Consider the following 12,481-nt stretch of genomic DNA (forward strand, 5'->3'; position numbering starts at 1 on the left):
CGCGGTGCTGGCGGAGGTCTATCCGGCCGAGGCGCTGCGGCAGCTGTCGCTGCGCATCCCCGGCAGCAAGCGCGCGGTCGCGCCGCGCGTCGCGCTGGCCGATCCGCTGCTGGCGGCGATGGCGCGGCTGGGCGTCGTGCCCTCCCCGGCGCTGGAACAGGCCGCGCGCGACGGCTTCGGCCCGGATGCGGCGGGCGAGGACCGCCTGGACTGCGTGCTGGGGCTGCTGGCGATGATCGCCGTGCTGGACGGCGCGCGGCCGGACCACGTGCCGGAGGATCCCTGGATCCGCCGCTGGGAGGGATGGGTGCTCGGGCAGACCGACATGCCGAAGGACGCCACATGACCTTCGCGGACGACGCGGCGCTGGGCGCGCATGTGCAGGGGCTGGTGGAGGCCACGCTGCCGAAGGTGCGCTGGACCCATGCCGGCCACCTGGCCGCGACGGCGGGGCTGATCCTGCTGCGCCCGGACATCGCGCCGGACACGGAGCTGGAAGGGCTGATCCGGCGGCTGAACGACAGCCACGGCGTGCCGAACAGCGACACGCGCGGCTACCACGCGACGATCACCATCTTCTTCCTCGCCGCGATCCGCCACGCGCTGGCGCGGGACGACGCGCGGCAGCCCGCGCATGCGCGCGTCAATGCGCTGCTCGCGGGGCCGCTGGCCGGCGGGAAGCCGGTGATGGCGCGCTACTGGTCGGACGCCGTGCTGCATTCGGTGGAGGCGCGGCGCCACTGGGTGGCGCCCGACCTGCGCCCCATCCCCTACGCGATCGGCGGGTAGAGCCCCCTCGCCCGCGCCGCCTGCTTCACCAGCGCGACCAGCAGGTCGAGCTGCGGCGTCGGCACCCCGGCCAGGCGCGCCAGCTGCAGCGGCAGGGCGAAGAGCGTGTCGATCTCCATCGGCCGGCGGAGCTCGAGGTCCTGCAGCATGGAGGGCTTGTGCGCCATGTTCGCCCCGGCGACGCGGTCCACCACCGCCTCCGACACGTCGCGGCCGAGCGCGAGGGCGATAGCGCGGCCCTCCTCCGCGCTGCGGCGCGCGGCGTCGCGCAGCAGCGGGTCGGCGAGGGTGTCGCGCACGCCCATGCCGGCCAGCACGCAGAGCGGGCCGTTCGCCAAGTTGCCGAGCAGCTTGCACCAGATCTCGCTGCGGATGTCGGCCGAGACCGGGCTCGGCATGCCGCCGGCCTCCAGCACCGCGGCGATGGCGCGCGCGCGGTCGCTGACGCGGCCATCGGGCTCGCCGAGGATCACGCGGTTGTTGGCGTGCTCGGAGTGGACCACGCCGGGCGCGGTGACCTCGGTGGCGGAATAGACGACGCCGCCGATGGTGCGGTCGATGCCGATGGCGCGGCGCAGCGCCTCGCCAGGATCGGCTTCGGGCAGGCGCCGCCCGTCATGCGGGCCGCCATGGCGGTCGAAATACCACCAGGGGATGCCGTTCATCACGAAGGCCACCGGCGTGTCGGCACGCAGCAGCGGCGCGATGCCGGCGGCGACGGAGGGCAGCGCGGGCGACTTCACCGTCACGATTACCGCGTCCTGCGGGCCGAGCTCGGCGGGATCGTCGCTGGCACGCGGGCGGGAGTGGTGCGTGCCGTCATGCGCATGCACGGTCAGCCCGTTCGCGCGGATGGCCGCCAGATGCGCGCCGCGGACGACGAGGGAGACCTCGGCGCCACCCCTGGCGAGCCGGGCGGCGATGTGGCCGCCGATGGCGCCGGCGCCATACACGGCAATGCGCATCACGCCAGCATCTCCAGCGCCGTGCGGCTCAGCGCCTGGACGCCGAGCTCGATGCAGCGCTCGTCGGGCTGGTAGTTGGCGTTGTGCAGCCGGTCGTCGCGGCCGGGTGCGCCGCTGCCGATGCGCAGCTGGAAGGCCGGCGCACGGGCGGCGAACTCGGCGAAGTCCTCGCTGCCCATGCTGGGCTCGCCTTCCTCGATCACCTCGCCGAACTGCGCGCGCACCGCGGCGAGCGCCGGCTCCAGCACGCGGTCGTCGTTGACCAGCGGCGGCACCTTGCGCTGGTAGTCGATGGCGCATTGCACGCGCATCGTCGCTTCCAGCCCGGTGGCCAAGCGGCGGATCGCCGCTTCGGCCCTGTCGCGCGCCTCGGCATGCAGCGTGCGCACGCTGCCCTTCAGGCGCACGCGCTCCGGGATGATGTTGTAGGTCGCGCCGCCCTCGATCATGCCGATGGTGACGACCGCCGGATGGATCGGCTTGATCTCCCGGCTGACCACGGTCTGCACCTGCGCGACGAAGGCGGAGGCCGCGACGATGGGATCGACCGCGGCGTAGGGATGCGCCGCATGGCCCGACTTGCCGCGCACCACCAGGTCGAAGCGGTCCGCCGCGGCCAGGCAGGCGCCGCGCGCGTAGCCGAAGCTGCCGACCGGAAGGTCCGGCTGGTTGTGGAAGCCGAGCGCGAGATCGACACCCTCCGCCGCGCCGTCGGCGATCATCGCCGCCGCGCCCTCCAGCACCTCCTCGGCGGGTTGGAAGACCAGCAGCACGCGGCCGGCCAGCATCGGCGCCAGCTCCTTCAGCACCGCGCCGACGCCGAGCAGCGTCGCGGTGTGGATGTCGTGCCCGCAGGCATGCATCTTCCCGGGCACGGTGGAGGCGAAGGGCAGACCCGTCTCCTCGGCGATCGGCAGGGCGTCCATGTCGGCGCGGATGGCCAGCGTGGGGCCGGGGCGGCCGCCCTCGATCACGCCCAGCACGCCGGTGCGGCCGATGCCCGTGCGGTGGGGTATCGCCAGCCGCGCGAGCTCGGCGGCCACGATGCCCGCGGTGCGTGTCTCCTCGAAGGCGAGCTCGGGATGCGCATGGATGTCGCGCCGGATCGCCACGAGGTGCGGCGCGAGGGCTTCCGCGGCCTGGCGGATGCGCCGGGCCGGGTCGTTGGGGATGTCGCTGGCGATCATGCGGCCATCCTTGGGTGAAGAAGTGGTCATGGCAAGGCGCCCGGCTTGCAGGTGGCTGAAACCACGTGCAATACGCCCGACCAACGTCCGGGAGAGCGCATGTCGAGAGGACTTCCGCGTCGTCTGCTGATGCTCGGTGCCGCGGCGGCCGCGGTGCCCGGGCAGGTGCGCGCGCAGGCCTGGCCGAACGGGCCGGTCCGCATCGTGGTGCCGTTCGCGCCCGGCGGCAGCACCGACCTCTCGGCGCGATTCCTGGCGGAGGGTCTCTCACAGCGCCTCGGCGTCTCCGTCGTGGTGGAGAACCGGCCGGGCGCCGGCGCCACCACCGGCAGCCAGCTGGTCGCGGACAGCGCGCCGGACGGCCAGACGCTGGTGATGAGCAACATCGCCAGCCACGCGATCAGCCCCTCGCTCTACCGCAACCTGCGCTACGATCCCGTGCGGTCCTTCACGCACATCGCGATGGTGATCACCAACCCCTCGGTCTGGGTGGTGAATCGCGACAGCGGCATCCGCAACCTGCGCGACCTGGTGGCGCAGGCGCGGGAGCGGCGCGGCGGGCTCGACATGGCCTCCTCCGGCTCGGGCTCCTCCAACCACCTGCTGATCGTGCGCTTCTCGCAGATGAACGGCATCGAGTTCACCCATGTGCCGTTCCGTGGCGCGGGCCCGGCGATGACAGCGGTGATCGCCGGCCAGGTACCCATGATGTCGGACAGCCTGCCCTCGGCGGCCGGACACATCCGCCAGGGCAGCGTGCGCGCCATCGCGATGAGCAGCGCGGAGCGCCATCCTTCCTTCCCCGAGGTCCCGACCTTCCGCGAGCAGGGTTTCGACCTGGTCAGCACGTCCTGGTTCGCGCTGTCCGGCCCGGCCGGCCTGCCGCCCGCCATCACCGAGCGCCTGCACCGGGAGACGATGGCGGTGGTGGGCACGCCGGAGGCACGGGCGCGCTTCGCCGAGCTCGGCGGCTCGCCCGGGGACATGACGCCGCAGGAGTTCACGGCCTTCGTGGCCGAAGAGGTCGCGCGCTGGGCGCCGGTGGTCCGCGCCTCCGGCGCCACGGTGGATTGAGCCGGTGTCGCGCGACGGATGCGGGCCGGAACAATCGCTGCGGAACCGGGCGGCTCACGATTGCGTGAACGCGGCCGCCGCGCTTAGGGTTCAGGATGCGGGCGCCACGGCGACGGGAGATCGCCGGGCTGCCCCTGGCCGGCTGCGCGGTGCGCAGGCGGTCCTTTCGGGTGTTTGGAAGGACGCGTATCCGGGCGTGAGCCCGGCGGGAACGAGGGGCCGATGAAACTCAACACGAAAGACCTGATCGGGGGCGGGCTGTTGGTCCTCGTCGCCGTGGTCGGGCTGTGGCTGAACCAGGACCACACGCTGGGCACGGCGCGGCGCATGGGTCCGGGCTACATGCCCATGCTGTCCTTCTGGATCCTGCTGGGCCTCGGCGCGATCGTCGTGCTGTCCGGCCTGTTCAACGGCCCGGATCCGCTCGACAAGTGGACGCCGCTCGAGATCTACGCGGTGCCGCTGGGCGTCGTGGCCTTCTTCATCGGCTACTACCTGGCCGGGATGGTGGGCTTCACCGGCTGGTATCCGCTGGGCTTCGGCGCCCTGGCCGGGTGCCTCGCCTTCTCCGTCGCACCGGGATGGCGACCGCTCGGGCTGGTGCATGCGGGCATGGCCGTGTTTGGCCTCATGCTGGAGCAGTTCGGCCTGATGGTCAGCATCGTCGGCTGCGTGATCGTCGCCTCGCTGGCCGACCCCACTCACCGGGTGAAGGGCGTGCTGGGGATGATCGTCTTCCTCTGCGTCCTGTGTTGGTTCGTCTTCATCCGCGAACTCGACATCCGCGTGCCGCTCTGGCCCGTGTTCCTGACCCAGTAGAGCGCGAAGCCGGAGCACGACCATGGAACTCCTTCTCACGAACCTCGCGCACGGCTTCAGCGTCGCGCTGAGCTTCGAGAACCTGCTCTTCGCGCTGCTGGGCTGCGTCATCGGCACGGCCATCGGCGTGCTGCCGGGCATCGGCCCGGTGGCCACCATCTCGCTCCTGCTGCCGATCACCTTCGGCCAGCCCGCGACCACCGCCATCATCATGCTCGCGGGCATCTACTACGGCGCGCAGTACGGCGGCTCGACCACGGCGATCCTGCTGAACCTGCCGGGCGAGGTGTCATCGGTCGTCACCACGCTCGAAGGCTACAAGATGGCCCGCAACGGGCGGGCGGGGGCGGCGCTGGCCACCGCGGCGCTCGGCAGCTTCTTCGCCGGCACGGTCTCCACCATCCTCGTCGCCGCCTCGGGCCCGCTGCTGACCCAGGTGGCGCTGAGCTTCGGGCCGGCCGACTACTTCTCGCTGATGCTGCTGGGCCTGATCATCTCCGCCGTGCTCGCGCAGGGCTCGGTGGTCAAGGCGGTCGGCATGGTGGTGCTGGGCGTCTCGCTCGGCCTGGTCGGCACGGACGTCCAGACCGGCCAGCAGCGCTTCACCTTCGGCATCCCGGAACTGTCGGACGGCATCGGCTTCGTCTCGATCGCCATGGGCATGTTCGGCATCGCCGAGATCATCCTGAACCTCGAGCGGCCGGAAAGCCGGAGCATCCTGTCCTCCAAGGTGGGCAGCCTGTTCCTGACGCGGGAGGAACTGAAGCGCGCCACGCCTTCGGTGCTGCGCGGCACGGCGCTCGGCTCGGTGCTCGGCATCCTGCCGGGCGGCGGCGCCTCGCTCGCGGCCTTCGGCGCCTACATGATGGAGCGGCGCATCTCGAAGGGCCGCCACGAGTTCGGCAGCGGCGCCATCGAGGGCGTCGCCGGTCCGGAAGCCGCGAACAACGCCGCCGCCCAGACCAGCTTCATCCCGCTGCTGACGCTCGGCATCCCCGCCAACGCGGTGATGGCGCTGATGGTCGGCGCGCTGATCATACAGGGCATCCAGCCCGGGCCGCGCATGGTGGAAGCGCAGCCCGACCTGTTCTGGGGCCTGATCGCCTCCATGTGGGTCGGCAACCTGATGCTGCTGGTCATCAACCTGCCGATGATCGGCGTGTGGGTGAAGCTGCTGCAGGTGCCCTACCGCTACCTCTACCCCTCGATCCTGATCTTCTGCTCGATCGGCGTGTATTCGCTGAACAACAACGTCTTCGACGTCTACCAGACGCTGTTCTTCGGCCTGTTCGGCTACCTCTGCAGCAAGCTGCGGCTGGAGGCGGCGCCGATGCTGATCGGTTTCGTGCTCGGCCCGATGATGGAGGAGCACCTGCGCCGCGCCATGCTGCTGTCGCGCGGCGATGTCATGGTGTTCGTCGAGCGGCCGATCTCGGCCACGTTGCTGGCGATCGGCGCGATCGCGCTGATCACGATGCTGCTGCCGAACATCCGCAAGAAGAAGGAGGAGGCCCTGGCGGAGTAGCGCCGGGCCGCATTCCGGACCCTCGGCAGGGGCCGCTCCGCAAGGGGCGGCCCCTTTCGCTTGGCCGGCGCCGGGGGCAGGCTGCGGCCGCCGCACGGGAGGACACGCGATGGACCTGCAGCTTCAGGGCAAGGTGGCGCTGGTGACGGGGGCCTCGGTCGGGCTCGGCCGGACCATCGCGCGGATGCTGGCGGAGGAAGGCTGCAAGGTCGCGCTGCTGGCGCGCCGCAAGGCCCTGCTGGAGGAGCTGGCCGCAGGCCTGCCGGCTTCGGCCGAGCCGCTGGTGCTGGTGGACGACGTGACGGACCCCGGCGCGGCGGAGCGCACGCGCGATGCCGTGCTGGGCCGCTTCGGGCGATGCGACATCCTGGTGAACAACGCCGGCGCGAGCCGCCCGCAGCAGGACCTCGGCACCGAGGCCGCCTGGCTGGAGAGCATGGAGATCAACTTCCACGCCGGCCGCCGCATGGCGCATGCGCTGATCCCGGCGATGCGCGCGCAGAAGTTCGGGCGCATCGTCAACATCACCGGCCAGGACGAGCCGCTGGCGATCAACGCGGCGAATGCGCCGAACGGGGCCGTGCACATCTGGGCGAAGGCGCTGTCGCGCGCGCTGGGGCGGGACGGCATCACCGTGAACTCCATCCCGCCCGGGCGCATCCATTCCGAGCAGATCGACACGCGCATCCTGCCGACCGAGGAGGCGCGGCGCGCCTGGGTCGAGAAGGAGGTGCCGGTCGGCTACATCGGCGAGCCGGAGGACCTGGCGGTGCTGGTGTGCTTCCTGTGCTCGCCGCGGGCCCGCTACATCACGGGCCAGGTGATCCATGTGGATGGCGGGACGCGGCGCTACAGCCACTGAGTGCTTCCCCACGACATCGCGGTGGGGCGCCCGGTGGGCTGGTGGCCCCGGCCGGCACTTGCTGTCCGGCAAGGCGGCGGCGGCGCGGTGGGGCTAGGCTGCATCGGACTGCGCCAGGGAACGCCGAATGACCAGCCATGCCGCCCACCACCACGCGCCGCCGCATGACCCGAGCGGCCGCCCGACGCATCTGCGGCGCACCATTGCCCGCGCCAGGCAGCGCCGACGCGGCGGACAGCCCGAGCTGCCGCCCCTGCCCGACCGCCTGGCCGATGCGGTGGCGGCCACCGTCGGGTCCTGGCGCTTCATCACCGTGCAATCCTCGCTGCTGCTGGGCTGGATCGCGGCCAATGCGGTGTTCGGCGCCAACGCCTGGGACCCCTACCCCTTCATCCTGCTGAACCTGATGCTGTCGTTCCAGGCCGCCTACACGGCGCCGATCATCATGATGAGCCAGAACCGTCAGGCGGATGTGGACCGCGACCGCGCGGTGGCGGACTATCAGGTGAACCTGCGGTCGGAGGCGGAGATCGCCCTGCTGCACGAGAAGCTGGACCTGATGCGCGAACGGCAGCTGGTCGAGATGACGGAGATGCTGAAGCACGCGCTGGCGCGCATCGAGAAGCTGGAGGAGGGCCGCGCATGATCGGCTGGATCGTCCGCATCCTGCTGGTCGCGGGCGGCGCGGTCGCCGCGCTGTTCGTCGCGCCGGACGCGGCGAATTTCGACGTGGTGCAGGGCATGGTCGCGGTGGCGATCGTGGCCGCCGTGGTGGTCGCCGTCGCGCTGTTCACCCGCAAGTAGCGCTACAGCCGCGGTCCCGGCGCGTCCGGGTCGAAGCCGAGCGCGGCCGGGCTCGCCAGCGGCTTCGCCAGCTCCATCCGCAGCCCATTCAGCGCCCCGGAGGCCTCGAAGCGCGCGAAGACCTGGTCGCCCAGCTTCTGCAGCCCGGCGATCGTCGGCGCGGCGACGTCGTCCATGGTGTAGGCGGGCGGCGGCGGGTCGAGCGCCAGCTGCAGCCGGAAATAGGCCAGCTCGTCACGCGCCTGGCGCAGCATCAGCTCGTGCTCGACCAGGGCGGAGGCGCCGTCCATGAAGACGTCGATCAGGCCCGGCAGCCAGCCTGCCATGCCGAAGCCGCAGGCCTTGTCGCCGTCGATCCGGTTGATCCGCGAGCCCGTGCCGAGCGAGAGCACGAGCGCGCGGTCGGCCTTCGGGAACATGCGCCGCGCTTCCGCCAGGGCGACGGCGGCGGGGTCGTTGGCGAAGACGCCGCCATCCACCAGCGCATGCCGCCGCTGCTCGGCCGGGTAGTTCGCGTCCAGCGCGTGGATGATGGCGGGCGGGAAGTAGGTGGGCGCGGCCGAGGTGGCGCGCGCGACGTCTCGCAGCCGGAAATCCTCCGAGGAGGTGTGGCGCGCCCGCCAGGAACAGAACAGCTTGGGCCGCGCCCGTTCCAGGTCCCAGGCGGTGACCAGCAACTCGGGCTTCGCCTCGCTGAGCTGCAACTCGCCCAGCCGCGCCGCCAGCACGCCTTCCAGCGCCGCCGCTTCGTACTTGCATTCGGCAAGCGGGTTGCGCCGGCTCCAGGCGTCCGGCGGGAAGATGGCGGCGCCCTGCGCGGTGTAGAGCTCCGCCAGGTCCTTCGGGCCGTGCCGGTGCGCCCCGGGCGCGCAGAGTCCCGCCGCCATGATGCCGCCGGTGGAGGTGCCGGCGATCAGGTGGAAGCGCTCCGCCAGCTGCCTGCCCTCGATGCCGAGCGCCGCCGCGATGCGCCCCAGCGCGACCGCCGGGATCAGCCCGCGTATGCCGCCGCCGTCGAGCGAGAGGATGCGCACCGTGCCCGCCATCGCCTGCCTCCCCGTGTCGGTGCGTGAGGCTACAGGCCCGCGGTAGCGGGCCGCAACCGCAAGGCGCAGCAGATATATCGTTGTTGACGCATATCAATGTGAGCAGGCCGTCGCGGCCGCATCCTTTGTTTGGCTTCCGCAGCGCGGAGCCGGGCGACGCCCGCGGGGCGCGCGCCCGTTCAGGGGACAAAGCAGACATGACCGATTTGGCCGCCACGCCGAGCCTGGATATCCGGTTCCACTACGCCACCTATCAGCCGGGCACCGGCGGGTTGCCGCCCGCCGGGCTGGTGGGCGGGATCGCGATGACCAGCCCGCCGACGCCGATGATCCGCTTGAACGTGACCTGGGGCGATGGCGCCTTCGAGGTGGTGCGCCCGTTCGCGGGGATGGGCCCGCAGCCAAGCTTCTATCTGTTCCACAACTACGCCGTGGATGACGCGGTGCTCGACACCTATGTGGGCCGCCTGCTGGGGTTCACCGAGGATGGCGGTCGCCTTCTGCAGAAGATGACGTTCACCGTGGATTCGGCGAACACCGCGGACGGCCTGCTGTTCGGCAGCAACTTCTCCGACGCCGTGCTCTGCGGCAGCGGAAACGACACGGTGAACGGGCGGGGCGGGCACGATGCGATCGCCGGCGGGCTGGGCAACGACCTGCTGCGCGGCGGGCTGGGCGACGACACGCTGGACGGGCAGGCCGGCAACGATTCGCTGTTCGGCGACGCCGGGCGGAACGTGCTGCTCGGCGGCGACGGGGCGGACTGGCTGGTCGGCGGCGAGGATGGCGACAACCTGATCGGCGACGGCTTCGGCGATGTGGGCTTCGACGACACGCTCAATGGCGGCGGCGGCAACGACGACCTGTTCGGCTTCGGCGGCAACGACCTGCTGATCGGCGGTGCCGGCCAGAACTACCTGGATGGCGGCGCCGGCGACGACAGGGCGATCGGCGGCGAGGAGGCCGATTCGTTCTTCATGGGAAGCGGCAACGACTACGCCGCCGGCAATGGCGGCGACGACCACATCTATGGCCAGGATGGCGATGACACGCTGCTGGGTGCCCAAGGGGCGGACACCATCACCGGCGGGCTGGGCAGCGACCTGATCCGGCTTGGCGCGGCGGACGGCGCGGCGGACGTGCTGCGCTACGAGGCGGGTGCCTATGGCGGCGACCGCGTGCATGAATTCGACGCGGCGCTCGACAAGATCGCCTTCGTCGGCCTGGGCCCGATCGCGGCGGACCGCTTCATCGTCGGCGCCGCGCCGACCGCGCCCGGCGGCACGGACCCCGTGCTGCTCTATTCCACCGCCAATGGCCGGCTCTGGCTCGACATGGACGGAGCCGGCGGCGAGGCGGCGGAGCTGGTGGCGATCCTGTTCGGGCAGCCGCTGCTCACCTACGACAACCTGCTGTTCGCCTGACCTGGCCGCGCCCCCCCGCCGGACCGGCGGGGGGGCGCAAGGAGGGGCGCGCAGCGTCCCCTCGCCCTGGCCCGGCCTGCGCGGCTATGTTCCGCGCATGGCAATCGTCGAGGCCGTGCTGGCCCTGATCGCGGCCTGCATCGGCTTCGCGCTGCTCGCGCGCCGCTGGCAGCTGCCCTATGCGGTGATCTTGGTGGTCGGCGGGATGGCGCTGGCCTTCGTGCCGGGGCTGCCGACCGTCACGCTCGACCCGCAGCTGGCGCTGGCCTTCTTCGTGCCGCCGCTGCTGCAGGCCAGCGCCTGGCGGACAGACTGGCGCGCCTTCCGCGCCAACCTCCGCCCGATCCTGCTGCTGGCAGTCGGCTGCGTGCTGTTCACCGCCGCCGTCGTCGCGGTGGTCGCCAAGGCACTGGTGCCGGGCCTGCCCTGGGCCGCCGCGGTCGCGCTCGGCGCCATCGTCGCGCCGCCGGACGCGGTGGCCGCGGCGGCGGTGCTCAAGCGCCTGCCGATCCCCCGGCGCCTCGTCACCGTGCTGGAAGGCGAGAGCCTGGTGAACGACGCGACGGCGCTGGTGCTCTACCGCTTCGCCATCGCCGCGGTCGCCGCGGGCGGTGTCGCGCTGGGCGAGGCGGCCGGCAGCTTCGTGCTGGTCGCCATCGGCGGCATCGCGGTTGGCTGGGCGATCGGCTGGGCGGCGAACTGGTCCTATCGCCGGCTCGACGACCCGCTGCTGGAGACCGCGACGAGCTTCATCGCCTGCTTCGGGTCCTTCCTGCTGGCCGAGGCGCTGCACCTCTCCGGCGTCATCGCGGTGGTGACCACGGGGCTGGTGATGGGGCAGCTGCAGCACCGGACGATCTCGCCGGAGACGCGCATGGTCGCGCGCGCGGTGTGGAACTTCATCGAATTCGTGCTGACCAGCCTGATCTTCATCCTGGTCGGGCTGCAGCTGCGCGGCATCCTGGACAGGCTCGGCGACCGCGGCGTGCTGGAGCTGACGGGGCTCGCGCTCGCCGTCTCGCTCGCGCTGATCGTCTCGCGCTTCCTCTGGGTGTTCCCGGCCACCTGGCTGCCGCGCCTGCTGCCGTCGGTGCGGCGCGCCGACCCGATGCCGACGACGGGCGAGATCATCGTCGTCTCCTGGGCCGGGATGCGGGGCGTGGTCTCGCTCGCGGCGGCGCTCGCGCTGCCGCTCGGCTTCCCGGAGCGCGACCTGCTCATCTTCCTGGCCTTCTGCGCCATCCTGGCCACGCTGGTGCTGCAGGGCACCACGCTGGAGTGGGTGATCCGCCGCTTCCGCGTGGAGGAGCGCCGCCGCATCGGCATGTCGCCGGAGGAAGCGCGGGCGCGGCGCCACGTGGCGCGCGCGACGCTGGCGGAGGTGGAGCGGCGGGCGGAGGATATCCTGGAAGGCGCCGTGGCGCGCGACATCGTCGGCGAGTACCGGGAGATCGCGCGCGTCTTCCACGGCGTCGCGGATGGCGGCGGCCAGGCGGAGCTGGAGGCACGGCTGCGCATCAGGCTGGCGGCGCTGCGGTCCGGCCGCGCGGCGCTGCTCGACCATCATCGCGACGACGGGCTGACGGACGAGCTGCTGGCCGCGCTGGAAGCCGAGATCGACCTGGAGGAGTTGCGCATCCTGCGGCTCCTCGGCGCCGCGCCGAGCTGAGGGGGTGACGCCATGACACTCGCCGCACGTCTTGAGGAAGCCCGCCGCGGGCTGCTCGACCTCTCCACCCGCAACCGGCTGCTGGCGCTGCCGAAGCCCGGCCGCTCCCGCGGCGTGGTGATCCTGGAGGACGAGGACGCCGACTTCGTCTTCGCCGAGCTGCAGGACGGCAAGCCCTTCGGCTTCGAGGCGGCGGGCGAGGCCCCACCCGCGGAGGCGGCGCCGGCCGAGGCGGCACCGGCGGATGGCGGGGCGAAGCCGCGCAAGCGCCGCGCGACGCGCGCGAAGAAGGCCGAGGGCGTCGCGACGGCGAGCGC

Annotated in this window: 13 protein-coding genes and 1 pseudogene; 11 read left to right on the top strand and 3 right to left on the bottom strand. The window is 72.1% G+C overall.

The window, feature by feature from the left end; translation table 11 throughout:
* Positions 1–346: pseudogene (locus OZN99_RS14895) on the top strand (hypothetical protein); the annotation flags it as partial.
* Positions 343–789, top strand: a complete 447-nt coding sequence (locus OZN99_RS14900) for a hypothetical protein (protein WP_270936033.1) — start codon at positions 343–345, stop codon at positions 787–789. The pseudogene OZN99_RS14895 and the gene OZN99_RS14900, both read left to right, overlap by 4 nt.
* Here OZN99_RS14900 and OZN99_RS14905 read toward each other — a convergent pair.
* Together OZN99_RS14905 and OZN99_RS14910 are read right to left on the bottom strand one after the other, a co-directional pair.
* Complete coding sequence (locus tag OZN99_RS14905; RefSeq protein WP_270936034.1) at positions 771–1,754, bottom strand: ketopantoate reductase family protein; 984 nt, start codon at positions 1,752–1,754, stop codon at positions 771–773. The genes OZN99_RS14900 and OZN99_RS14905 overlap by 19 nt on opposite strands.
* Positions 1,754–2,941 carry a M20 metallopeptidase family protein gene (locus OZN99_RS14910; protein WP_270936035.1) on the bottom strand — a complete coding sequence of 396 codons (1,188 nt, stop codon included), beginning with the start codon at positions 2,939–2,941 and terminating at the stop codon, positions 1,754–1,756. Before OZN99_RS14910 ends, OZN99_RS14905 begins: the two co-directional genes overlap by 1 nt.
* Before the next feature lie 99 nt (positions 2,942–3,040).
* Between OZN99_RS14910 and OZN99_RS14915 the strand changes: the two genes are divergently transcribed.
* The 6 genes from OZN99_RS14915 (at position 3,041) to OZN99_RS14940 (ending at position 8,025) form a co-directional block, all read left to right on the top strand.
* A complete protein-coding gene (locus OZN99_RS14915) occupies positions 3,041–4,015 on the top strand; it encodes a Bug family tripartite tricarboxylate transporter substrate binding protein (protein ID WP_270936036.1) in 975 nt (324 codons plus the stop codon).
* Between the two features lie 222 nt (positions 4,016–4,237).
* Positions 4,238–4,834, top strand: coding sequence for a hypothetical protein (locus tag OZN99_RS14920; RefSeq protein ID WP_270936037.1), 597 nt, complete (start codon positions 4,238–4,240; stop codon positions 4,832–4,834).
* Between the two features lie 22 nt (positions 4,835–4,856).
* Entirely contained in the window at positions 4,857–6,359 is a 1,503-nt protein-coding gene (locus OZN99_RS14925; protein WP_270936038.1) for a tripartite tricarboxylate transporter permease, read from the top strand.
* A 109-nt stretch (positions 6,360–6,468) separates the two neighbouring features.
* On the top strand, positions 6,469–7,221 hold the full coding sequence (locus OZN99_RS14930) for an SDR family NAD(P)-dependent oxidoreductase (RefSeq protein WP_270936039.1): 753 nt from the start codon (positions 6,469–6,471) through the stop codon (positions 7,219–7,221).
* A 127-nt stretch (positions 7,222–7,348) separates the two neighbouring features.
* Positions 7,349–7,867 carry a DUF1003 domain-containing protein gene (locus OZN99_RS14935; protein WP_270936040.1) on the top strand — a complete coding sequence of 173 codons (519 nt, stop codon included), beginning with the start codon at positions 7,349–7,351 and terminating at the stop codon, positions 7,865–7,867.
* Positions 7,864–8,025, top strand: coding sequence for a hypothetical protein (locus OZN99_RS14940; protein ID WP_270936041.1), 162 nt, complete (start codon positions 7,864–7,866; stop codon positions 8,023–8,025). Before OZN99_RS14935 ends, OZN99_RS14940 begins: the two co-directional genes overlap by 4 nt.
* A 2-nt stretch (positions 8,026–8,027) precedes the next feature.
* On the opposite strand, the gene OZN99_RS14945 is transcribed toward OZN99_RS14940, so the two are convergent.
* On the bottom strand, positions 8,028–9,071 hold the full coding sequence (locus OZN99_RS14945; protein ID WP_270936043.1) for a patatin-like phospholipase family protein: 1,044 nt from the start codon (positions 9,069–9,071) through the stop codon (positions 8,028–8,030).
* A 197-nt stretch (positions 9,072–9,268) separates the two neighbouring features.
* On the opposite strand from OZN99_RS14945, the gene OZN99_RS14950 reads away from it, so the two are divergent.
* The 3 genes from OZN99_RS14950 to OZN99_RS14960 form a co-directional block, all read left to right on the top strand.
* Positions 9,269–10,495 carry a calcium-binding protein gene (locus OZN99_RS14950; protein ID WP_270936044.1) on the top strand — a complete coding sequence of 409 codons (1,227 nt, stop codon included), beginning with the start codon at positions 9,269–9,271 and terminating at the stop codon, positions 10,493–10,495.
* Positions 10,496–10,592: 97 nt separating this feature from the next.
* Positions 10,593–12,164 (top strand): Na+/H+ antiporter, encoded by a 1,572-nt coding sequence (locus OZN99_RS14955; protein WP_270936045.1) that lies wholly within the window; start codon positions 10,593–10,595, stop codon positions 12,162–12,164.
* Positions 12,165–12,176: 12 nt separating this feature from the next.
* A partial coding sequence (locus OZN99_RS14960) for a DUF4011 domain-containing protein (RefSeq protein ID WP_270936046.1) occupies positions 12,177–12,481 on the top strand: 305 nt, incomplete at its 3' end.

Source organism: Falsiroseomonas oryzae (genome assembly GCF_027856955.1).
GTDB classification, from domain to species: Bacteria; Pseudomonadota; Alphaproteobacteria; order Acetobacterales; family Acetobacteraceae; genus Falsiroseomonas; species Falsiroseomonas oryzae.